Origin of the sequence: Proteus sp. G2609, from assembly GCF_963896135.1 — a bacterium.
In the GTDB taxonomy this organism is placed as follows: domain Bacteria; phylum Pseudomonadota; class Gammaproteobacteria; order Enterobacterales; family Enterobacteriaceae; genus Proteus; species Proteus mirabilis.
In genome coordinates this window covers 72,818-96,301 of sequence record NZ_CAWQNB010000019.1, presented here as the reverse complement: position 1 = coordinate 96,301, position 23,484 = coordinate 72,818, and the positions used below count along the sequence as shown (strand labels likewise).

Annotated in this window: 16 protein-coding genes and 1 pseudogene; 16 read left to right on the top strand and 1 reads right to left on the bottom strand. The window is 37.0% G+C overall.

All coding sequences use genetic code 11. The features are described from left to right. A pseudogene (locus AACV01_RS05425) lies at window positions 1-61 on the bottom strand (type VI secretion system tube protein Hcp); the annotation flags it as partial. A gap of 1,896 nt (window positions 62-1,957) precedes the next feature. Between AACV01_RS05425 and tssB the strand changes: the two are divergent. From tssB to AACV01_RS05345, 16 genes are read left to right on the top strand one after another with little or no spacing between them, the layout of a single operon-like run. After that, window positions 1,958-2,458, top strand: a complete 501-nt coding sequence (gene tssB, locus AACV01_RS05420; RefSeq protein ID WP_004247653.1) for a type VI secretion system contractile sheath small subunit — start codon at window positions 1,958-1,960, stop codon at window positions 2,456-2,458. Between the two features lie 20 nt (window positions 2,459-2,478). Continuing rightward, the gene (gene tssC / locus AACV01_RS05415) at window positions 2,479-3,957 is read left to right on the top strand and encodes a type VI secretion system contractile sheath large subunit (RefSeq protein ID WP_004247652.1); all 1,479 of its coding nucleotides are present in this window, start codon (window positions 2,479-2,481) and stop codon (window positions 3,955-3,957) included. Between the two features lie 5 nt (window positions 3,958-3,962). Further along, window positions 3,963-4,394 carry a type VI secretion system baseplate subunit TssE gene (tssE, locus tag AACV01_RS05410; RefSeq protein WP_004244624.1) on the top strand — a complete coding sequence of 144 codons (432 nt, stop codon included), beginning with the start codon at window positions 3,963-3,965 and terminating at the stop codon, window positions 4,392-4,394. Between the two features lie 7 nt (window positions 4,395-4,401). Beyond that, window positions 4,402-6,177: a type VI secretion system baseplate subunit TssF gene (gene tssF, locus AACV01_RS05405; protein WP_046334530.1), complete on the top strand. Its 1,776-nt coding sequence runs from the start codon at window positions 4,402-4,404 to the stop codon at window positions 6,175-6,177. Continuing rightward, entirely contained in the window at window positions 6,141-7,178 is a 1,038-nt protein-coding gene (gene tssG, locus AACV01_RS05400; protein ID WP_004244621.1) for a type VI secretion system baseplate subunit TssG, read from the top strand. Before tssF ends, tssG begins: the two co-directional genes overlap by 37 nt. A gap of 4 nt (window positions 7,179-7,182) precedes the next feature. Further along, window positions 7,183-8,451, top strand: a complete 1,269-nt coding sequence (gene tagH / locus AACV01_RS05395; RefSeq protein WP_004247648.1) for a type VI secretion system-associated FHA domain protein TagH — start codon at window positions 7,183-7,185, stop codon at window positions 8,449-8,451. A 1-nt stretch (window position 8,452) separates the two neighbouring features. Beyond that, window positions 8,453-9,004, top strand: coding sequence for a type VI secretion system lipoprotein TssJ (tssJ, locus tag AACV01_RS05390; RefSeq protein ID WP_004244619.1), 552 nt, complete (start codon window positions 8,453-8,455; stop codon window positions 9,002-9,004). A gap of 1 nt (window position 9,005) precedes the next feature. Beyond that, the gene (tssK, locus tag AACV01_RS05385) at window positions 9,006-10,364 is read left to right on the top strand and encodes a type VI secretion system baseplate subunit TssK (protein WP_004247647.1); all 1,359 of its coding nucleotides are present in this window, start codon (window positions 9,006-9,008) and stop codon (window positions 10,362-10,364) included. Next, a complete protein-coding gene (gene icmH, locus AACV01_RS05380) occupies window positions 10,357-11,112 on the top strand; it encodes a type IVB secretion system protein IcmH/DotU (protein ID WP_004244617.1) in 756 nt (251 codons plus the stop codon). The genes tssK and icmH overlap by 8 nt, the downstream gene beginning before the upstream one ends. An 8-nt stretch (window positions 11,113-11,120) precedes the next feature. After that, entirely contained in the window at window positions 11,121-13,844 is a 2,724-nt protein-coding gene (gene tssH, locus AACV01_RS05375) for a type VI secretion system ATPase TssH (protein ID WP_161682548.1), read from the top strand. Between the two features lie 3 nt (window positions 13,845-13,847). Continuing rightward, window positions 13,848-14,636, top strand: a complete 789-nt coding sequence (locus AACV01_RS05370) for a helix-turn-helix domain-containing protein (RefSeq protein WP_004244614.1) — start codon at window positions 13,848-13,850, stop codon at window positions 14,634-14,636. A 1-nt stretch (window position 14,637) separates the two neighbouring features. After that, entirely contained in the window at window positions 14,638-15,288 is a 651-nt protein-coding gene (vasI, locus tag AACV01_RS05365; RefSeq protein ID WP_004244612.1) for a type VI secretion system-associated protein VasI, read from the top strand. A 5-nt stretch (window positions 15,289-15,293) separates the two neighbouring features. Continuing rightward, window positions 15,294-16,757: a type VI secretion system protein TssA gene (gene tssA / locus AACV01_RS05360; protein WP_161682546.1), complete on the top strand. Its 1,464-nt coding sequence runs from the start codon at window positions 15,294-15,296 to the stop codon at window positions 16,755-16,757. 2 nt (window positions 16,758-16,759) lie between these two features. Continuing rightward, entirely contained in the window at window positions 16,760-20,308 is a 3,549-nt protein-coding gene (tssM, locus tag AACV01_RS05355; protein WP_161682543.1) for a type VI secretion system membrane subunit TssM, read from the top strand. Window positions 20,309-20,357: 49 nt separating this feature from the next. Continuing rightward, the gene (locus AACV01_RS05350; protein ID WP_223231965.1) at window positions 20,358-21,701 is read left to right on the top strand and encodes a VasL domain-containing protein; all 1,344 of its coding nucleotides are present in this window, start codon (window positions 20,358-20,360) and stop codon (window positions 21,699-21,701) included. Next, the gene (locus AACV01_RS05345; protein WP_161682541.1) at window positions 21,694-23,430 is read left to right on the top strand and encodes a type VI secretion system baseplate subunit TssF; all 1,737 of its coding nucleotides are present in this window, start codon (window positions 21,694-21,696) and stop codon (window positions 23,428-23,430) included. Before AACV01_RS05350 ends, AACV01_RS05345 begins: the two co-directional genes overlap by 8 nt. Window positions 23,431-23,484 lie beyond the last annotated feature (54 nt).

The following is a 23,484-nucleotide window of genomic DNA, read 5'->3' as shown; positions in this document are numbered from 1 at the left end:
CGCCTGCAGTGATGTTGCCCTGAGTTTTTCCTTCAATGGAAATATAGCAAGGAGTTGGCATAACAATATCCTTTTATCAAAAACGACAAATTAAATTAAATGATTGTCTTAAAAACAATCCGTTAGTCATGTCTGTCATCTTAGCCAGTGCGCACGGTAAGACTTCGGTAAAGGATAATAAAATCTTATCAATATGCTGTAAACAGCCCGTTTTTTTTGTATCTCTCTAGGATAAGTCACTTAGCGTAAACTGGTTGAAATATCGCTATATCATGCTGTAAAAACAGTCATAAAAAGTATTTATCAGCATAAAATATGATGAATAAATAGACAAATTGCTCGCAGCCCAAGAAACACTATGTACATAAAAATATATTTTGTAACAGAAATGTTAAATCAAAAATAGCGCATATAATCCATTGATTTTAAAGTATTAAAAATCAATTACATTGAATTATGCTGTCCTTTTTCCATGAGCAGTCCAAATTGGTCAATATATTTAGCTGTTAAGCTCAATTTAATTAAAATATCATGCTAATTAAGCCACTATTTTTATTTAACACACTCAATATGCGTATATTTCAGTCTTATTTTTACGTACCAATACTCATTTTATGGAGGCTAATTATAAAACTATACAATGAACAAGTAGAAAATAAGGATAGGGAGACACAAAAGTTTTAGTTTAACTATCTTGGTCTTTACTTATTGATGATAAAGATATGCTGTTATTCCAGTATAAATTAAGAAGCGATGCTCATTACAGTAGCAATATTGAGAGAAGATTTTTCATATCATATTAGGGTAAAGATCTATTTGAGCCATATTAGTATTTATCCTTGATTGAAATAGGTAATCCTCTTATTTGATAACAATAAAGATATCTCTATAGTTATTTAGCTATTTATGGTTAGTCTTTTTTGGCTTATAGCACCATCTTCTTACTCACTATAAGAGATACATCGTACTAAAAAATTAAAAATCCATTTATTAAAGCAGAATATTTTTCAGATCATACCCTTAAGTTAAACCAAATATAGCTGTATTATGTTTGCAATTCTGTTGCCATAAAAAACTAATTCACACCTAAATAGTTTCATTGCGTTTTTATTTTTTATCATATACTCGTTATATATATGTTATTTTTAATATATCAATATGTAGCGTCACAAAGGGCTTGAAAACCTATTATTCCCTCTTATTTTCTAACACGTTATATTCCTATGAATAAATTGATATCTCAAAAAAACCTCTTTATTGCTCTTAAACCAAGATTAACGCCTTAACTTAAAAAACCATAAACCATTGAAAATAAAGCAAAACATAAAAGCATCGCCAATATCCTAAAAGGCTTGTTTAATATGTATCCATCATCGTGATACAAATATAATGAGTAAAAGCTAACTTATCCTAAAATTGAAATAACATTTCAAGCAAAATAGATAAAATAAGTAATTATGCTAGAAAAATATGAAATTATATTACTAATTGTAAAATATGAACTTAGCTCACAGAATTTTATAAATTAATATATTCTATATTTATTAAATTGAGTTTAATTAATATTGCAATTAGCTATATCATTTAGATACTCATTATTAGAGTAACCACCGAATAAGTTAGCTTTCATAATTATAGTCAAACTTATTTCTTATCCCGATAAGATGCCCTATTGATACTGCTCTCAGCTTATTTAATATAAAAATAAGAACTCATATAATAAATTACCTATTGACCCTAAGTTAATTTTGTATATCATGACCAAAACTAAAAAATAAACTTTGTACAATATTAAACATATTTAAACACCTTACTGGGAAAAGAATTCTTAACGCAGAGCCTGTTTTGTTCTGTGTAGGGAAGTGCATGCTCTAAATTTATTATTAATTTTTAATTTAGGCATTTTATTTATGGAATTAAGAAGTTATTGCATACTCATACAAGGAGCTTAACTTAAATGAGTAAGAAAAATCTCGGTAGTGTTGCCCCTAAAGAAAGGATTAATATTAAATATACGCCAAATACTGGCGGAGCTCAGGCTGAAGTCGAACTTCCATTGAATATGTTGATTGTTGGGGATATGAAAGGTAAAACGGAAGAGACCCCCATTGAAGATCGCAAAGCGATTTCAGTCAATCAAAACAACTTCAATTCTGTTATGGAAAGTGCTGGCATTAATTTAAATATTAATGTTCGCAATACCTTAGAAGAAAGCAGTGATTCAGAGCTTAATGTTAACCTTGATGTGAAATCTTTACAGGATTTCTCTCCTGATAGTATCGCTCGCCAAGTGCCCGAATTAAATAAACTTCTCGAATTGCGTGAAGCTTTAGTTGCATTAAAAGGTCCTCTAGGCAATGTCCCAGCTTTTAGAAAGCGTCTTCAAGAACTACTTGAAAATCAAGAAACTCGCGAACAGCTTCTAAAAGAGCTCGATATTGCTGCTAATCAAAAATAATGTTTATAGAGGATTATTTCATGTCACTAAATGCAGAAGCTCAAGAGCAACAAGCCCCCGCATCTACAGGCTCTTTACTTGATGAAATTATGGCTCAATCACGTATGTCTCCAGAAACAGAAGCATACGATATTGCCAAACAAGGTGTTGCTGCTTTTATTAGTAATATTTTCGCCAGTGAATCTGAAGACCAACAGATCAATCGATTATTAATCGATAAAATGCTTGTTGAACTTGATAATAAACTAAGTACTCAAGTTGACGAAATTCTTCACGCGCCTAAATTTCAAGAAATTGAAGCTTCATGGCGTTCTTTAAAATTACTCGTTGATCGCACTGATTTTAGAGAAAATATTAAGATCAATATTCTTCATGCAACTAAAGAAGAGTTATTAGAAGATTTTGAATTTTCTCCAGAAATTGTTCAATCAGGCTTCTATCAACACGTCTACTCTTCAGGATACGGCCAATTTGGTGGTGAACCTGTTGCAACAGTTATTGGTAACTACGCCTTTAACAATACTGCGCCAGATATGAAGTTAATGCAGTATGTTAGTACTGTTGGTGCAATGGCTCACGCGCCATTCCTATCATCTGTTTCACCTAATTTCTTTGGTATTAATAGCTACGCTGAACTGCCGGCAATTAAAGATCTAAAATCTGTTTTTGAAGGCCCTGCACACACTAAATGGCGCTCACTGCGTGAAGCAGAAGATTCCCGTTATTTAGGGTTAACAGCACCGCGTTTCTTATTACGTTTGCCATACTCTCCAACAGAAAACCCTGTAAAAATGTTTAACTATTCAGAAAATGTTAAACAAGACCATGAGCACTATTTATGGGGTAATACCGCATTCTTATTAGCAAGCTGTATTAATGATAGTTTTGCAAAATATCGTTGGTGTCCAAACATTATTGGCCCACAAAGCGGCGGTACAGTTAATGATCTTCCTGTGCATATTTTTGAAGCGATGGGTGAATTACAAACTAAGATCCCAACTGAAGTTTTAGTTACCGATCGTAGAGAATTTGAACTAGCAGAAGAAGGCTTTATCACGCTGACCATGCGTAAAGGCAGTGATAATGCTGCATTCTTCTCCGCAAACTCGGTTCAAAAACCAAAAGTCTTCCCAAATACTCCTGAAGGCAAATTGGCAGAGACTAACTATAAGTTAGGAACTCAATTGCCATACATGTTTATTATCAATCGCTTAGCTCATTATATAAAAGTATTGCAACGTGAACAGATTGGCTCATGGAAAGAGCGTCAAGATCTGGAGCGTGAACTCAATATTTGGCTTAAGCAATATGTCGCAGATCAAGAAAACCCACCAGCAGATGTTCGTAGTAAACGTCCATTGCGTTCAGCTGAAATCAAAGTACTTGATGTTGATGGCGATCCAGGCTGGTACCAAGTCGCTATTCAAGTTCGCCCACATTTTAAATATATGGGTGCAAACTTTGAATTATCACTTGTTGGTCGTCTTGATAAAGAGTAACGGTGATGGCATCCAATTATGGCTGGCAGGCTAATGCTGGCGCCAGCTTATTTGAACGGATCCGAGGGAAAAACTTAGGTTTTTCCCATCGTTCGCGAACAAATACACTCATTGAATCAATAAAACAAAATTTAAATTACATCTTAAATGCTAGACCTGATGGTTGCCAAGGAACGCCACCCTTAGGGATCCCTGATTTAAATGATGCGACTCAATCTACGGTTGATTTTAAATCTCACCTAGAAGATAGCATTAGTAGTTGCATTATTGCGTATGAACCACGGATCAGCAAAGTTGTAGTGAAATTTCTTGAAGAAGATGCAGATAGTTTATCTTTACAATTTAATATTAATGCTTTTATTGATTTAGAAAATAAGCAGCAACTTATTGAATTTAATGTGTATTTAGATAATAACCGTAGATATCAGCTTAAATAGCATTAATATGTCATCAAAATCCTACTTTACCAATGAATCAGAATACTTAAATGAGCTGACTGAGCAAGTTGCCAAAGAAAAACCGCAACTTGTTAATTTGCTTTCGCACAATGTTAAAGATCCTGATACTTCGCGGATTATGGATGGGCTATCTTATTTATCGGGTAATTTACGCCAGCAAATAGATAGACAATTTCCTGAGTTAACTAACAGTTTAGCCAATATGCTTTGGCCAAACTACGCGCGCCCTGTGCCAAGCATGACGATTGTTGAATATCATCCTAATTATGCTCAGTGCCAACACGCAACAAAAATTTCAGCAGGACAACCCTTTAGTGCCACTCCACTTTATGTGCAAAGTGAGGAAACAAACCACGAGACGTTATTTCAATGTCGATTTAGTCAAAGTCGCGATCTCTGGTTAATGCCGACAAAAATCAGTAACATTTTGCAGCAAACAACCGCCATTGAAATAACATTTGAGTTAGCAACAAAACAGCCACTTGCCAATATTGGCTTAGATAAATTGTGTTTTTACTTAAATGGTGCGCCATTTACTACAAATCAGCTCTATTTTTTATTAAGCCAGCATGTGCAGAGTGCCTCTTTAGTCACAGATGTACATACGCTACCTCTTACTCACTTTTCAGTTACGCCTGTTGGTTTTCAAAAGCAGGATGCCTTACTTCCATACCCGAAAAATAGCTATGATGGCTATCGTATACTGCAAGAGTTTTTCTGTTTTCCTGAAGCCTTTCTCTTTCTAGATATTCATGGTTTGGATGACATTCCTTTGGCTATCGAAGCAGAGCAATTCAAACTGGTGATCAATTTTGATCTAGAAATTCCTGATGGCGTTATTCTTTATGACGACAGTATTAAACTTAATTGCACCCCTATTGTGAATTTATTTCCTATTGATAGTGAAGCAATAAATTTGACGGGGAAAAGTGAGGAGTATGTTTTAAGTCCTAATTACCAACTTACTGAATGTTTTGATATTTTTTCGATTAATGAGGTTAGAGGGTTACGTTATCCTAATGATGCTAAACCTTATCCGATCACCTATACAGCATTTGAAAGTTTTTATCATCAAAACCATCAGACTGAAAATCATGGCTATTACCGTTTAAAGATAAGTCAAAATGAACAGTTATACGGCTATTCCCATCGACTTTCTTTTGTTCGTCAGCAAGAGCCTCAGTTACAACAGTGTGAAGAAACCGTTTCTGTTGCACTCAACTGTACTAACCGCTATATCGCTTCCCAGTTATCGACGCGTTCTATCGATTTAGATAGTGCATCAATTCCTTATGGGGCTTTATCTGCTAAGAATTTATTCGCACCAACACTGCCTTTATATCCATTATTAGATAAAACATTATATTGGTCTGAATTAACTAATTTATCTTTAAATTATCAGTCTTTGCTCAATCTTGATTCATTAAAAAAAATATTACAACTCTATGATTTACCGTCTGTTTATAACACACAGGTTGCAAGGCAATCACAAAAACGCCTAGATGCATTAGTTGATTTACATTCAGAGCATATTGAGCATATCTACAAAGGCCTTCCTGTTCGCGGTCTGAAGACAACGTTAGTTGTTCATCAAAATGCGTTTCTTTCCGAAGGAAGTTTATTCCTATTTTGTACCGTTATCGCTCAATTTTTCACCTTATATACCAGCATTAATATGTTTCATGAGTTGGAAGTTATTAACCTTGATAATAAGGAAGTTTATCGATGGCCAGCACAAATCAACCAGCACATACTGAAGTAATCGATCGTTGGCTGGAACAAGCTGGCTCATCGGTAACAGAGTATAATTTTTATCAACTCGTTGAATTGTTAAATAAAATAATTCATCAAGATGTCAACTCGATGGAGGATGACAGCGGTATTCTTCGCTTTAAATCTTATTCAAATATTGCATTTCCGACGCGAGATGTCATTTCCATTGAAAAAAATAATGTCGAACAATATGAATTAGAAGTCGCTTTTTTGGGCTTACAAGGAAGTCAGTCCCCCCTACCAGGCTATTATCTGGATGAGTTTGCTTGGGAAGATGCACAACAGATAGAAGGTATCTCCGCTTTTCTCGATATCTTCAATCATCGCCTGATAGCGTTACTTTATCGGATCTGGCGCAAATATCGTTACTACATTTGCTTTGAAAATGAAGGTCAGGATTCATTTTCACAATATATGTTTTCTCTCGTTGGATTAGGTAATGGGGCTAATCGCGGTCGGATCAAAATCAACCATAGCAAAATGCTCGCTTATGCTGGTCTTTTGGCGAGTCCAAGTCGCTCTTCTGATGTGATTAGTAGTCTTATATCTCACTGTTTCGACTTAGAAAATGTAAAAGTAATTGGTTGGGAGACACGCCGTGTTCCTATTCCTGAATCACAACAAAACAAGTTAGGTACGATTTCTCATCAATCCGGACAAAAATCTCGCCCACGAATGTTATTAGGGGAAAATTTTAGTCTGGGCTCACACATATATGACTGCAATGGAAAATGCACCATCGAAATCAGTGAATTAAGTTTAGAACGCTATATGCGTTTTTTACCTAACGGCAGTGATTTCGCACCATTAGTTGCCTTTGTTTCTTACATTTTTCATGAGCAATTAGCTTGGGATTTACGTCTTAGCATTGCTGAAAAGCAAGCCGAAGGGTTCCGTTTGGGTCACCAACAACACAACCAATTAGGCTGGCAAAGCTTTTTAGGTCAACCCGCAAAGAAACCGGATGTCACCATTACGGTATTGGAATAAAGAGATGGATAAATATCAGCCAACAATTTCTTTTAGCATCAAAAATAGTGAACAGCTAGAAAGTGGTTATCTGCCAAATGCGACTTTAACTCAAAGTGGCGGACAGATTGGTAGTGGCAATCAATGTGACTGGAAAATCCAAGATAATGAAGGTGCTATTGCCGATCGGCAATGTACGGTGTTTTGGAAAGATCAACACTTTTGCTTAAAAGTAAATTCAGGTCCTGTTTACATTAATAATGCGATTATTCCATTGCATCTTGATGCCGTTAGACTGACCCAAGGTGATCAGATAAAAGTGGGTAAATTAGTTATTGCCACCAATATTAGTCTTACCGGAGAGCCGGTACAAAATATGATGGCGATGACGCCTCAGTCTATTATCGCAAAAGATCATAATCCGCTAGATTCATTATTTGATGTTGATACAACAGTCAAAAATGAGCGGAAAGAGCCTCCGTTTGTACCAACCGTTCAGGGGGCATTAACAACAGACCCACTACAGGCTTTAGAAAACGAAAATCTAAGCTTAATTTCTAAAAATACACAAGCTACTTCAGACGATCCTTTATTGAGTGACCCCCACTCGTATTCATCTGCCTTTCCGACATCAGATAATCAAGAGAATACTATGGTCCAAGAATTTATTGATTTACCTAAAATCACACCTAATGAAAACGAACATATGACCGATGTCGATCATGTGGCGGTTAACCCTCTGATGAAGGGATTAGGTATCCACCTTAATTTAACAAATACACAGCATGCTAATGATTTTCTTGTTGAACTGGGTAAAACCGTCAAAGCGGCTATTGAAGGTTTACTGATTTTGCAACAACAACAAGAAAGCTTACAAGATAAGCAATTACGCCCAATTGAAGATAATCCTCTACGTCTTAATAGTGGCTATGAAGAGACAATGAAGTTGATGTTTACCGATGAACGTAGCCCTGTACATCTTTCAGCACCAGCGGCAGTAACAGAAAGCTTGCACAACATCCAATTGCATTATCAAGCGAATCAAGAAGCTATTTCAACCGCACTATCAACCATGTTGGCAGCATTCTCTCCTGAACATTTATTAAACCGCTTTTCTCAGTATCGACGAGCTTCAGATAACACACCAATGAATGATGGCTGGGCTTGGGAAATGTACAACAACTATTACAAAGAACTCTCTTCATCTCGGCAACAGGGTTTTGAAAAATTATTCTATGAAGTATACAGCCATGCTTATGACAGAGCGCTGAGAAAAGGAATAGAGGAAGCTTAATATGCAGCTTAGAACTTTCTCAATATTACTGTTATTTAGCTCTTTTTTAATATTGAGTGGATGTAGTAAACCTTTTGAAGCCGCGGGTAAAATGGGGAAAATCTTATTAGATCCCTCAACTCCTGTTGGGCAACCGAAAGATCAGCCCTCTACCGTTGCATTAACCATCCTTGCGGAGCCCTATATTAATCCTAATCAGGAAGGTGAAGCTGCGCCGATAAATATCCAAGTTGTTTATCTTAACGAAGATTCAGTATTTGGCTCTGTTGATCATGATCAGATAGATGCAAAAGAGGGTGACTTAGAGAAAGTTCTAAAGAAAAATTATATTGACCATCAAGACTACACCATTTTACCTGGCCAATATAAACCCTTCCCTACTATGACGTTAGACCCATCTAACCGTTACATTGGCATTATTGCCTATTACTCAGATCCTGATAAAGCAGAATGGAAGAAAATAGTCAAAGCGCGTGGTAAAGGACGCCACTACTTCCTATTAGTGCACATTAGGGAAAATGAAATCGAATTTAGACAAGAAGAGGATGATTAATATGTCAACTAAAAATAGAGTGATCTGGCGTGAAGGGCTATTTATCAAACCTCAACATTTTCAGCAACAACAACGTCATCAAGATTATATGACGGTGAGTATTTTAAATAACTTTTTTTCACACTTTTGGGGATTTAGTACCTTAAAATTGAGTGACGATTTATATGCTTTAGGTCGTATTGGTATTAAAGAAGCTTCTGGTGTTATGCCAGACGGCACCATTTTCTCTATACCAAACCAAGATTTACTACCACAGCCTATTGATATAACGAATATTACTGATAGTGACAGCAGTATTATTTATCTGGCTTTTCCTTTAATGAACGAGAATGTCAGTGAAATTTCCACTGAACATAACGGTAGTCGTTTACTTTCTCGCTACAGCGAAAGCACCGAAAATATTCGTGATTTACATACTGAAAATGGTGATATCAGTGCTATTCATGTTGCACAGCTCACACCAATACTCAAACAAGGTAAACATGGTTTAGATGCCTATGTTGCTTTACCTATCTGTCGTATTAGAGAGCGTAATGCTAATGGTAATTTAACGCTGGATAATGATTATATTCCTAGCCTATTAAATATCCGTGCCTCAACATTATTGAGCCAATTTCTCACCGAGCTTGAAGGAACGCTATATGAAAGAGGAAAACAAATTGCCTCTCGCATTGGTGCCCCAGGTCAGCAAGGTGTTGCGGATGTGGCAGAATTTATGATGTTACAAGTGCTTAATCGCACTTATCCACTCTATTCGCATTATGCTCAAGAGCCGGTGATCCATCCTGAAAAACTATTTCGAGATTTATTAGAGCTTTGTGGTGAACTACAAACATTCACGAATACTTCACGTTTACCTGAAAATATTGCCAAATATCAACATGCTAAATTAACAGAAAGTTATATTCCATTAATAGCCAGTATCCGCGAAGCACTCAGTGTTGTCTTAACACCAAGAGCGATCCCAATCCCGCTACAAGTTCAAGAGCATGGTATTCGTGTAGCAACCATTCATGACAAACAACTGCTACAACGAGCTGAATTTATTATTGCGGTGAAATCACAAATGCCGCAAGAGCAACTACGTCGCCAATTCCCACAACAAACTAAGGTGACAACAATCAATAACATTCGCAGCTTGGTTAGTGTGCAAATACCGGGTGTTCCTTTATCACCACTTTCGGCTGCACCAAGACAATTACCTTATCACTCGGGATATAACTATTTCCATTTTGATCAACAAGGCAATGAATGGAAAGGGATCCAGCAGGATGGCAACATCGCATTCCACGTTTCAGGAAACTTCCCCGATCTCGATATTCAGTTATGGGCAATAAGAGATGGAGCACTCTATGACTGATGATATTTTACTGAATCATGATGATGAAGAGCGCATTACAAAGAAAAATTACCAACTGCCGCTAAGAGGAAACAACATCAATCCAATGATAGATGCGGCTACACCTTTATTAGGCATGGTATTGCGCATGAAAGCGATGTCTGAAACCCCACTTTCAGAAAAGCTTTACCAACAAGTTGTCATGGATATTACCTCTATTGAGCAACAATTACAGATCCAAGGTTACGAGCCAGGTGCCATTGTTTCATTTCGTTATGTGCTATGTACTTTTATTGATGAAACCGCCCTTGGATTAGGCTGGGATCAAGATAATGGTTGGGTAAAACAATCATTACTGGTTCATTTTCATAATGAATCATGGGGTGGTGAAAAAGTCTTTGTCTTAATTGAAAGATTATTAGGTGAACCTAAACGTTACCTCGATCTGATTGAATTTATCTACCTTTGTTTATGCCTAGGATACCGCGGGCGCTACAAAGTCTCTGCGGGACAAAATGATGAATTTAATCATTTATTAAGACGCTTACAAAAGCAGATCCAACAGCTAAGAGGTAACGCTAAGCCAATAGTTCTATTTGAAAAAGGTGATAACCAACAAAGTCGTTATCGTTTAGGTAAGCGTTTAGGGGCTCGCTATATTCTCATAGGTACAGCGGTATTCGCGTTGATTATTTATAGCATTTATTCATCCAGACTGAATTATCAAACACTCAGTATTGTGGAACAACTTAATACTTTACTTGGCTAGGACGCATTATGATCCAAATTGATCTCTCTACTCTCGTTAATCGATTACACCCAATAGCTAAGCATGCCTTAGAAAGTGCAGCCGCTTACTGTGTAAGCCACCAGCAACCTGAAATTACGATTGCTCAGTTTCTACAAAAACTGATAGAAACGCCATTAACTGACATTCGTATGATCAGTCAAAAAAGCGCATTAGATATTAATGCGTTATCAGAGTTATTAGATATCGACATTCCGCCACATCAAGTTATTACACAAAGTTATCCTAGTTTTTCACCCTTATTAGTCGAATGGATGAAAGATAGCTGGCTATTAGCGTCAACTGAACTAAATCACAGTGAACTTCGCTCTGGTGCATTGTTTTTAACTTTACTACAAATGCCTTTGCGTTATCTTGCGAAACCTGTTGCCGATATGCTTGCGCAGATTAACCGCGACCAATTAAAACTCAATTTTGATCAATGGACTGAAGGCTCTGCTGAATCGCCTTTTAACGAAAAAACAGTATCAGAAAAAGGTAACCTTGCCGCTGATTCATTGTTAGCGAAATTTACTCATAACATGACTGAACAAGCGCGAAATGGTGAGTTAGATCCGGTCTTATGTCGCGATAATGAAATCGACTTAATGATTGATATTCTGTGCCGTCGCCGTAAAAACAATCCTGTAGTAGTCGGAGAGCCCGGTGTGGGTAAAAGTGCGTTAATTGAAGGACTAGCACTACGTATTATTGCCGGAGATATTCCTGATAAATTAAGAGGTTGTGAACTTCTTACTCTTGATTTAGGCGCATTACAAGCAGGTGCTGCAGTCAAAGGCGAATTTGAAAAACGCTTTAAAGGCATTATGCAAGAAGTCACTCAATCTTCTCACCCTATCATTCTATTTATTGATGAAGCACACACCCTCATTGGTGCAGGTAACCAGCAAGGTGGTTTAGATGTTTCTAATTTATTAAAACCGGCTTTGGCGCGTGGAGAACTACGAACTATCGCAGCAACGACTTGGAGCGAATACAAAAAATATTTTGAAAAAGATGCCGCGTTAGCGCGCCGTTTCCAATTAGTACAAGTCAAAGAGCCATCATCTGCAGAAGCCATTATCATTATGCGTGGCTTACGTAGTATCTATGAAAAATCCCACCATGTCTTTATTGATGATGAAGCACTACGAGCCAGTGCTGAATTAAGTGAACGTTATATCTCTGGACGTCAATTACCAGATAAAGCCATTGATGTATTAGATACAGCCTGTGCAAGAGCCGCGATTAACCTATCTTCGCCACCAAAGGCATTATCCTCTTTGAAAACAGAACTCCATCAAATCAATATGGAAATGGATGTATTACAAAGAGAACACTATTTAGGTTTAGATGATCATTCTGAGCGTCTTGAAACGTTAGCCTCACAAGCAAGTGCTATTGAACAACAAGCAACTGATTTACAGCAAGCATGGGAGCAACAAAAAGAGCTTGTATCTCAAATTATTACCTTACGAGCAACATTACTTAATAATGCGACCGAAGCGACTAATGACGATGTCGCAAATGATGTTGCAAATAATGAAGTGGTAAGTGATATAAGAACTTATAGTGAAGCAGAAGATGCTGAAGATAATGCTGAAGATAATGATGAAAAAATAGCAACACAGCCCCCCTGCTCATCTGAAGAATTAAAGCAACAGTTACAACAATTAGATAAACAACTTGCTCAGTTACACGACACGCATTTACTGGTTTCGCCTCACGTCGATAAAAAACAAATTGCGGCGGTAATTGCTGAATGGACCGGAGTACCATTAAATCGATTATCACAAGATGCATTATCAATTGTCACTGAGTTGCCAACCTACTTGGAAGAGAGTATCAAAGGCCAATCATTAGCCATTCAATGTTTACACAAACATTTACTTACAGCGCGGGCTGATTTACGTCGACCGGGTCGACCGCTGGGGGCGTTCTTATTAGCAGGTCCTAGTGGCGTGGGTAAAACAGAAACGGTTATCCAAATTGCCCAATTAATGTTCGGTGGCACACAATATCTCACGACTATTAATATGTCTGAGTTTCAAGAAAAACATACTGTTTCTCGCCTTATTGGTTCACCTCCCGGTTATGTGGGATATGGTGAAGGAGGGATCTTAACAGAAGCTATTCGTAAAAGACCTTACTCAGTTGTTTTACTCGACGAAGTAGAGAAAGCGCATCCTGATGTGCTAAATCTATTTTATCAAGCTTTTGATAAAGGAGAGATAGCCGATGGAGAAGGACGAGTCATTGATTGTAAAAATATCGCATTTTTCCTCACCTCTAATTTAGGTGACCATGTCATTACTGCTTACGCGGATAAACCGGACGAACTAGAAGATGCACTCTACCCTGAATTAACAACTTTCTTTAAACCGGCATTACTTGCTCGAATGGAAGTGATCCCTTATTTACCGTTGCCTGCAGAGGTTTTACGACAAATTGTTGATGGCAAATTAGCCCGTCTTATTAACCTGTTAAAACAGCGTTTCAACGCAGAAATCAATGTAGAAGAGAGTGTTGCTACGGAAATTTTACGCAGAGCTTCTCGTGCTGAAAATGGTGCGCGTATTTTGGAATCTATTATTGATGGTGCGTTATTGCCGCCTCTTTCTTTATTACTTCTACAATATAGTGCACGTAATGAAGCTATCTCTCATATTCGCTTAGCGACTGAAAATGATGAGTTTATTGCGGAGGTTAATTAAGCAATGAAAGCGAGACTAAAAAATGCGCTTGCACTACTAGAATGTCATGATGTAGAGACGCTAGCTGTTCAATTTCTAAAATATAGCTTTTTTCGTAGCTCACTGAGTGGGTTAATTATTTCGTTAATGAATAAAGCTGAAAATAAATTGGAAAGTTGGAATATCGACTTAACGCTTCAAGTGCAAAGCCATTTTTTAGATACCGATATTACCGATGCAGATCACCCTTTAATTCAACTGCTGTTTAAGGGTGAACCTGTATTTTGGCAAAACTTACAACAAGGTAGTTATATTAATAATGCTGCTATGCGCGGTTTTATTTCACAGCTTCCGGTGAACACCGGATTGTATAGTTTGCCTATCTATGATGTTAACCATAAAGCATGCGGCACGATTATTCTTTTAGGGCAAGCTGAAGAGCTAGAAAATATCGAGCAAGGTATTTTCCCTATTTATTGTGAACTATTTAATCATCAATTAAAGCATCTTTTTGAATTATCAAATATGCAACAAAAAATCTCTTACTTGCAATATATCAATCAATTACAAAGGGAAAAAGAAACCACGCTTAATGAAACGTTAGATAAATTAACCGCATCTGTAGCGACTATTGCACTTCCTACCATACAAATCAAAGGAGTTAATGATTTAGAAGTTGCTATAGAAAATTATGAAAAAGAAATTTTATTAGATAAACAGCAAGAATTGAAAGGAGATATTAACGCCATGGCAGAACAGCTTAGTATTTCTAAACGAGCGTTAATATATAAATTGAAGAAATACGGAGTATAAAATGAACGTATTGAAAATCTTTTTCTGCACATTGCTCCCTTTACTCTTCACTTCACCGGGAAAGGCCGAAAATAATCTTAATCAGAAAATGATTGAGGAATTAACTCAATGCCGTTTGGAATCATCTCAGCTAATTCGTTTAGATTGTTATGACAAAATTGCGCTTTCTTCAACATCTTCCTCCAATGCACTGCCTGATGTTACTCAAATGGGTAAAACATGGCGCCAAGCAACAGAGCATGAAATGAAACGGACGGGAAACAGTGCAGGTTTTCTCGTCTCAGTACCAGAAACCGGTGATTATCCCGTATTAATGACCATTCCAGCGATTGGCTTTCAACCGCCTCGCCCCATCTTAATGCTGAGCTGTATTGATAACATTACTCGGATGCAAATTATCCTGCCAACAAAACAAGATGCTGGCAGTGTGATGGTTTCAACGGATAAAACACAATTTACTGCAGAATGGTTTTTACGTGAAAACGGTTATGTATTGGAATCAAGCCGCGGTATACCGGGCATAGATGAAATTAAACGCTTGTTAAATGCTGAAAGATTGACATTGAAATTATCTAATAACGAAAAACTCACCTTCAATATTTCAGGTATTTCACAACAAATAATCCCTTTAAGAGCGGCTTGCCACTGGTAGAAATCATGATGAACAATACTTCTTATGCATGGAAACAACAGCTACTGACAGCGCTTGATGAACAGCAAGTCAGTAGTGCTGTCAATGATAATGATGCCGACTGGGAATATATTGACAGTGAAATGATAAAGTTCGGCTCACTTAGTCATGGTCAATTAGATATTAAAGAGATCCAGCGTCGCTGTTTACACCTATTTGAAACGCAGACTAAAGATTTTCGGATCTTAGTCCATTTATTACGTACTTTACAACATGCTGGAGAGCCAAAAGAATTAGTATTGGCAGCACAGATCCTAACTGATTTTAATCGTCAATATTGGCAAAGTTGCTACCCAACCAATATGAAATTGAAATCACGTTTAGCCAATCAAGTTTTGAAACGTTTTGAAACAGCGAGTGAGAGTTTTTGTCATGCAGCCAACAGCGCGATGCGTGATGATATTCTAGGCTCGTTCGCCTTTCTAGCGCAATTTTGGCATGAACAAAGCCCGGCACTTGCAGAACAAATTGATGATTTAAGCAGAGATTATAATCGTATTGAAAATAACGATGCGCCGATTATTGTTGCTTCACCTGCCGAGAAAGAAGAAAAAGTACAGACTCCGCCGGTTAGCGAGTCTATAGAAACACCGACAAAAAATAGCTTAACACCAACTATTAACGTTAACCATCAAGATGAAAGACAATGGAAACAAACATTACTTCAAGTAGCTGATGTTATCTGCCAACAAGCCCCTGAAAGTTCAGTAGGATATCGTATACGGCGTTATGCAATTTGGCACGCTATTACGGTCTTACCTCAAGCTAATGCTCAAGGTAAAACGCCTTTAGCCCCCGTATCAATTGACCGTGTAATGGATTACAAAGCTCAACTGACTCAAGCGTCCATTACGCTATTAAACAATATTGAACAGAGTCTCTCACTCTCTCCTTACTGGTTAGAAGGCCATATGTTAGCTGCACAAGTAGCAGCTAAATTAGGTTATAGGGAAGTAGAAAGTGGCATTATTGAAGAGTTACGTATTTTTTTAGCGCGTCTTCCTGAACTTGTTAACTTGCACTTTTCGGATATGACTCCCTTCTTTCCTGAAAGTGTACAACAGTGGTTAGAGCAATATAACCAAACTGAAAACGGTCAATTGCCACCATCGAATACAAATACTGCGATCTTAGAGCAAGAAGTCTTGCAATGTTATGAACAACAAGGTCTTGAAGCAGCCCTGAAGCTTATTGAATTAAACCTTGCTAGCAGATCAGAGCCTAGAGATAGATTTTATGGACAATTATTGTCTGCACAACTATTTGAATTGTCAGGTATGGATTATATGGCTACACAGTTATACCAACAACTTAATACCTCTGCCTCACATTATTCACTTGCAGATTGGGAACCCAACTTAATACGACAACTCATGCAAAAAATAGACAAAAAGACAGAAATAACAATGACTATGGATAGGGATCAATAATAATGAAATTACCGGTTTTCTCCATTTCAAACATTACGAGTTCGGTAAAAAAACTCTTTTTTGCTGATAAATCTAAAATTGCCTCCTTTTTGCTATTTTTATTGGCATTACTTCCCGCTTTGCTCATTATTTGGATCTGGTGGTGGGGGCCAACATTTCGTTATCAAGATTCCATACCGTTTAGCGAGGTCACCACACGTTGGTTAGCAACCGTCGTTATTGTATTGCTTGTTGTGAGTTGGATTGGTCTAGCAACATGGCGTCGAGTTAAAAAATTGGAAGCATTAAAACTTGATGTCGAATTAGCTGTAGTTGATCCGGTAAGACAAGATCTTGATTTTCAAAAACGTTATTTAAACTATTGGAAATCACAATTTATTCGTCACTTAAATGGTCATACTAAAGCGGTTTATTTACGCCCTTGGTATTTTGTTTTAGGTGCTAACCAAAGTGGAAAGCATAGCTTATTAAAAAATACGGTAAACCCATTAGATATTGCGCCTAGCGACAATATTGTTAACGAACAAAATATTGCATTAAATATTCAATGTCTATTAACCGACAATGCTGTACTTTTTGTCCCTAATGGTGATCTATTAACCCAACCTGCAAATCAGGCTGATAAACCTCAACTTTATCACCGTTTGTGGGGCGATTTACTCAATTGGATCAAAACTAATCGCCCAAGACAACCAATGAATGGCATCGTCTTAACTGTCGATACCCTATCGTTATTAACCAATAGTAAGGAGCAAAATAGTCAGCTACTTGCTGATTTACAAATGCGTATTGAAGAAATACGCATGACATTTAATAGTCGCTTGCCTTTATATATCGTCTTAACCAAGCTAGATCTATTACGTGGTTTTGACTCAATGTATCAATCATTAGATGTTCAACAACGTAATGAAGTATTAGGTGTTTCTTTCAACCAGAAAGCAAAAAGTAATTGGAAAAAGGAATTAAATCATTTTTGGTCACAATGGGTAGGCCAAATGAACAGCGCATTACCAGAAATGATGCTACAAAGAGCAGAAGGTAACCAGCGTAGTGATCTATTTAGTTTCGTGCGCCAAATTGAAGGGTTACAACATTCTGTATGCACATTAATTGATGCATTGCTCATCAATAATGAGCAACATAATATCTGTTTAAGAGGGGTTTATTTAACTTCTGCATTGCAAATCGGTCAAATCGATGATGTGTTTAGCCAAACAGCGTCCGAACAATATCATTTACCGACAGCACCTCTTACTACATGGCCAATTAATGATAGCCACCCTTATTTTACTACCCAATTATTTAGTCAAGTGCTATTTAGTGAGCCTAATATTGCAGCAGAAAACCATTATTGGGTTAAAAAACATCGGACTCGCCTATTAGTCACCACTGCTGTTAGCTTTGTCGGCTTAATCGCAATTTGGAATGGTTGGAGCCACTATTACGACAAAAACTATCGTGCTGGAGAAAACGTTCTTAATGAGGTAAAAGCATTCCGTGCTATTGAGAACAATGCTCAGAAAGATACTGATGGTAGCCTACAATTACCGGTGCTCAATCCATTACGTGAAGCAACCTTAGCTTATGGTAATCATCGTGATAAAAATGTGCTCTTTTCTGATATGGGTCTTTACCAAGGTCAAAAAGTAGGCCCACAAGTTGAACAAGTCTATTTACAACTACTCACCGATCGCTTTTTACCTGCGATTATGTCTGGGTTGTTAAATGAACTTAACAGTGCCGATAAAGGAAGTGAAGATAAGTTAGAGATATTGCGTATTATGCGCATGTTAGAAGATAAAAGTGGCCGTAATAATGGCATGGTAGAAGATTTTATGGCTGATTATTGGAGCCAACTGTTCACTGGTCAACGTGAAAAACAACTGCAACTAAAAGCCCATTTGCGCTATGCCCTTGAGCACACAGATTGGAAACAAGAGCGTGAAAAAGGGTTTGTTTCAGCCACTAAAGCCTTTATGCCTTTTGCTGGACCTATAAAAAATGCACAAGCAGAGTTAAGTGTATTGTCACTTTATCAGCGTGTATATCAAGCCTTACGCTTAAAGGCTAATCAAGAGCTTTCAGCGCCTTTAAATTTACAACATCAAATTGGCCCAAGTTTTAATACGGTCTTTACGGCTATTGATGATGATAAATTAGAAATTCCACAATTCTTAACGCGCTCAGGGTTATTAAACTATTTTATCCGCCAAAATGATAAATTGGTCGAGCTAACATTACTTGATGCTTGGGTTCTTAATCTAACCACCAACACACAATATAGTGAAAGTGATCGTAAAGAAATTCAGCGTCAAATCAGTGAACAATATCTTAGTGACTATACGGCTCAATGGCGTAATGCCATGAGCAATTTAGAAATTCGTCAATTTGATTCAATACAAGATGAAATTACCGCTCTTGAGCAAATTATTAGTGGTGAACAACCATTACGCCGAGCATTACAAGTTCTACGTGATAACACGGTTATTCCAACTATTGATGAAAATTTACCACTTGATGAACAAAAAACACTGATGGCTGAGCCATCTTACCGTTTATTAACCCGCTTAGATCGCGAATTTACTCCTCAAACTGAGATATTAGTCAGTAACCAAGGGGAAAATTTACAGAATCTGAATCAAAAACTAAATGACTTACATCGTTACCTATTGGGGATCCAAAACTCTCCAGTGCCGGGGAAAGCGGCGCTTAAAGCAGTTTCGATGCGCTTAAACGATAATAATCGCGACGCTATTTTTGAGCTATCACAAATGGCGAAAACATTACCAGAGCCGCTTAACCGCTGGGTCGATGAGTTATCAGTGCAAGCATGGAATGTGGTCCAAAAAGAAGCTATTCGTTATATGGAAGTAGAATGGAATGAAAATGTTGTCAAACAATACAATACTTATATTGCCGGTCGTTATCCATTTAACCCAGCAGCTAAACAAGATGTTCCTTTAAGTGAATTTGAACGTTTCTTCAAACCAAATGGAACATTAGATAGCTTCTATCAACAAAATCTGCGTTTATTCGTTGAGAATAACTTAGTTAACGATAGTGATAGCCAATCATTGATCCGCGCTGATGTATTAGCACAAATTGAAATAGCCAATCGTATTAGAGAAACCTTCTTTAATGCCCAAGGTAATTTAGAAGCACAATATGCTATTGAGCCACTGTCATTAAGTGGTAATAAGCGTCGTAGCATCTTAAATCTTGATGGACAATTGATTGATTACGCTCATAGTCGCAGCCATGTGACACACTTGGTATGGCCAAACTCAATGCGTTCCAATATTGAAAGTAAACTGACTTTAGTGCCTCTTTCCGGTGATAAATCGCCACGTTCAATCAGTTTCTCTGGGCCATGGGCACAAATGCGATTAGTTGATAATGCAAAACTCATCAATATCAAATCTAACTCATTCGATATTCGCTTCACAATCGACGGTGGTGATATGACTTATCGAGTTATAGTTGATGAATCTAATAATCCTTTCTTCGGTGGATTATTCACAAAATTCCGTTTACCTGAAACGCTTTATTAATGTGATTTCCCCCACTTTATAGTGGGGGAATAAAAGGATGTTGAGTGCGATGAAATCAGAAAGTTTAGTGATTAAAATTGGGGGATCTCCACTTGATACCCCTGAATTTATTGCCCTGAAAACCGAATTTAATAAATTGAGCCACCCTGCTCGACCAGAAATAAGTTGGACACTTATTGAGTCACTTTGCTTATCCCTATTTAAAAATCATGGTATCGACCTACAAAGCGGTGCTTACTATACCATTGCAAGATTACAACAGCATGGTTTAAGCGGTTTTACTGAAGGATGTGAGTTATTAGCAAATGTTATTGTGACTTATTGGGATAGCCTGTGGCCGGAAAAGCCAAACCAACGTACAGAGGTATTAAACTGGTTTAATACCAAAGCCAGCGCTTTATTAAGACAACAATCCTATCAAGCAAAAGATCTACGATTAATCTATCGTTCAGAGCGCGCGTTACAGTTAATAATCGATAAACTGGCTAAAACAACTTGGGAAAAACTACCTAAAATTGAAAACTTACTGTGGTTTTTCCAAAACTTAGCCAAACAAATTGAAAAACAAGAAAAACAGACGCAACAAGATAGTGCCGAACCCGTTAGCGTACCGCCATTAGTCTGTATTCAACAACCGTCGAAAACAACGGACAAAGCAGCCCCCACTTTTGTGATTGAAACGCCTCAACCCGCCTCTTCTTTCACTGTAGTAGCAAAAAAAATGAGTGCGACCCGAGGTTTTATATGGGGCTGTGTGCTCAGTTGCATACTGTTTTTAGCCGTTGGATTTGGTGTACATCTCTATTTAAAACAAGAGATGAATGCGATTACTTCAATACCTGAAGGTGCGGCTGCCAAATGGTTGTTTAAACCACAGTTAAATAGCTACGAGTATCATTTATCATTATTAGAAAAACGTTCTCCTCTTTCTAATTTACGGCTAATTGATACGATGCAAGAAAAAGCCAAAAACGCTTGGCCTACAGATGCAGAGCAAATTTATTTTACACGTAATTGGCAAAATCTTTATCAAACGCGCTTAGAGAATATGCCAATTAATGATAGCTGGTCTGAGACCGCGACATTATTACAACAGCTTTCTAATAAAATAGTTCAGCAAGAACGAAATAGAGGCAGTTTTACACTCTCTTATCTAAAAACGGCAATTTATGATATTCAAAAGCAGCACAATAAAGTTGAGCCAATCGAAGAAAAACTGCGACAGCTCGCTGTACAAATTGAAACAGGGCAACCTATTTCTCCTGCAACTCTTAATAATATTGATAATAAAATTAATGGGTTATTAGCTCGTTATTATGATTTACAAAAACAAGCTGAACAACAAGGTTTAAAACCTGGCTCATATTCATCTTTTGGATTAGATCATGAGTGAAATTAAATATATTAAAGAAAAGCAGTACTTACAAAAACTGTTCAGTGAGTATGCAGATAAAGCGCCACATTTAGCGAGCGTACTTGATCCTCAAGATCCACAAACAAGTTATCTCTTAGAAGGCTTTGCTTTTTTATCTGCTCGTTTACAAGATAAAATTGATGATGCTTTTCCTGAGATCACATTACCCCTACTGCAACGACTAAATTCCCAAGCCATTAAAGGGCTACCATCCACAACAATTATCCAAATTGACCAAAGTGAAATTCTCCCCTATCCCATGGAGATTAATGAAAAACATTTGGTGATTGGCGACAACGGGGCACAATTTAGTTTCTGCCATAATTTCACCATCATGCCTTATAGCATTTTGGATAGAAAAATTACTCAGCATCCAAACCACTCTTGTATCTCTCTTGAAATATTATATCGTGGTGATGTGGAATTAACTCAAACAAATACACTTAATGTTTTTTTAGGGGAAAATAAAACCACCTCAGACATTTTATTACTCGCATTTAGTCAATACTTTGAAAAAATTGAGGTGGTACATAATGGTGAACGTTATGAAGGCGATCCTCTTAATTATGCTTTTGAACCCAAAATTGGCAATGACTATAAAATCTTCCCACAGAAAAATAACTCATTTTCTGCGCCACAACGTTTATTAGAAGGTCTTTATTTACCCCATGTTCACCATTTTATTGAGTTAGATATACCACAAATAGTGACTCAATTAGATTGGAAACAACAGCAGCGATTTGTTGTGAATATCTATTTCAGTCAGCAACTTCCTTTAACTCAAGAAGAGTGTAATCAGAGCTTTTTTTTAAACTGTGCTCCAGCGATTGATAGTGAAGCAAAACATACACTTTTAATTGATTTTAAAAAGAATAAATCAAGTTATTTACTCCCTATTCCAACCCATCACTATTTGGCCGATCTTGATAAAATTGAGTTATCACTAGAGCCTCATGAGCTAGCGCGTGGCATATACTGTCATTTTTATCCTACGACAGAATTAACCGCCGCCTCTCGTTTAATGCCCCAATTTCATAAAGCCATTTTCTATTCATTAACAATGGAGAAAAATATTACTGGGCATACACTTTATTATTTGAATTTCTTTGATAATAAAGGTGATCCTATGGTCACACCGCCTAGTTTACATTTTGCATGTGTTTATATTGGCTTTGAACAATATAAAAGAAATGAGTTAGGTCTATTAAATAAACACAGCGAAAAAATGCCTGATGCAGTAAAAACGGGAAATATCACATTATTATCATCTTGTTATCCACCTATTGTAAATAATCACCATTTTTGGAAATTGTTATCTCATTACAGTGCTAATGGTTCAATGTTAATGTCATTAGATACTATTAAACATATGATTTCTGATTATATTCTTTACCGAGATACTGATAGGCAGATCACTCGAAAATGTGAGCGATTATTAAATGGACTCGTTGAACTAAAAACACATTTATATGACTATATTTTAAAAGGTAAACCCTATCGTTGTTTATCTTTATCGCTATTCATTGACGAAACACAATATGAAAATAGAGGTGAAGCTTTTGTCTTTACTACACATCTTTACCATTTTTTCCCATTCTGTTTATCTGAAAATATGTTATTGGAAATGTCAGTTACACTCAATGATCAGAAAAACACCACTTGGTATTTATCTCCCTCACCACTAAGGGGCTATAAATCAATGATTTAATAATTAGCAGTATTAACTATGGCACATAATAAAAGTGTTTATAAAGTTGATAAT

Excerpts from the sequence above, each read along its gene's own strand:
- tssF (WP_046334530.1), top strand. The coding sequence starts at position 4,402 with ATGTCATCAAAATCCTACTTTACCAATGAATCAGAATACTTAAATGAG.
- tssJ (WP_004244619.1), top strand. The coding sequence starts at position 8,453 with ATGCAGCTTAGAACTTTCTCAATATTACTGTTATTTAGCTCTTTTTTA.
- tagH (WP_004247648.1), top strand. The coding sequence starts at position 7,183 with ATGGATAAATATCAGCCAACAATTTCTTTTAGCATCAAAAATAGTGAA.
- tssC (WP_004247652.1), top strand. The coding sequence starts at position 2,479 with ATGTCACTAAATGCAGAAGCTCAAGAGCAACAAGCCCCCGCATCTACA.
- tssG (WP_004244621.1), top strand. The coding sequence starts at position 6,141 with ATGGCCAGCACAAATCAACCAGCACATACTGAAGTAATCGATCGTTGG.
- tssM (WP_161682543.1), top strand. The coding sequence starts at position 16,760 with ATGAAATTACCGGTTTTCTCCATTTCAAACATTACGAGTTCGGTAAAA.
- tssB (WP_004247653.1), top strand. The coding sequence starts at position 1,958 with ATGAGTAAGAAAAATCTCGGTAGTGTTGCCCCTAAAGAAAGGATTAAT.
- AACV01_RS05350 (WP_223231965.1), top strand. The coding sequence starts at position 20,358 with ATGAAATCAGAAAGTTTAGTGATTAAAATTGGGGGATCTCCACTTGAT.
- tssA (WP_161682546.1), top strand. The coding sequence starts at position 15,294 with ATGATGAACAATACTTCTTATGCATGGAAACAACAGCTACTGACAGCG.
- icmH (WP_004244617.1), top strand. The coding sequence starts at position 10,357 with ATGACTGATGATATTTTACTGAATCATGATGATGAAGAGCGCATTACA.
- vasI (WP_004244612.1), top strand. The coding sequence starts at position 14,638 with ATGAACGTATTGAAAATCTTTTTCTGCACATTGCTCCCTTTACTCTTC.
- tssK (WP_004247647.1), top strand. The coding sequence starts at position 9,006 with ATGTCAACTAAAAATAGAGTGATCTGGCGTGAAGGGCTATTTATCAAA.
- tssE (WP_004244624.1), top strand. The coding sequence starts at position 3,963 with ATGGCATCCAATTATGGCTGGCAGGCTAATGCTGGCGCCAGCTTATTT.
- AACV01_RS05345 (WP_161682541.1), top strand. The coding sequence starts at position 21,694 with ATGAGTGAAATTAAATATATTAAAGAAAAGCAGTACTTACAAAAACTG.
- tssH (WP_161682548.1), top strand. The coding sequence starts at position 11,121 with ATGATCCAAATTGATCTCTCTACTCTCGTTAATCGATTACACCCAATA.
- AACV01_RS05370 (WP_004244614.1), top strand. The coding sequence starts at position 13,848 with ATGAAAGCGAGACTAAAAAATGCGCTTGCACTACTAGAATGTCATGAT.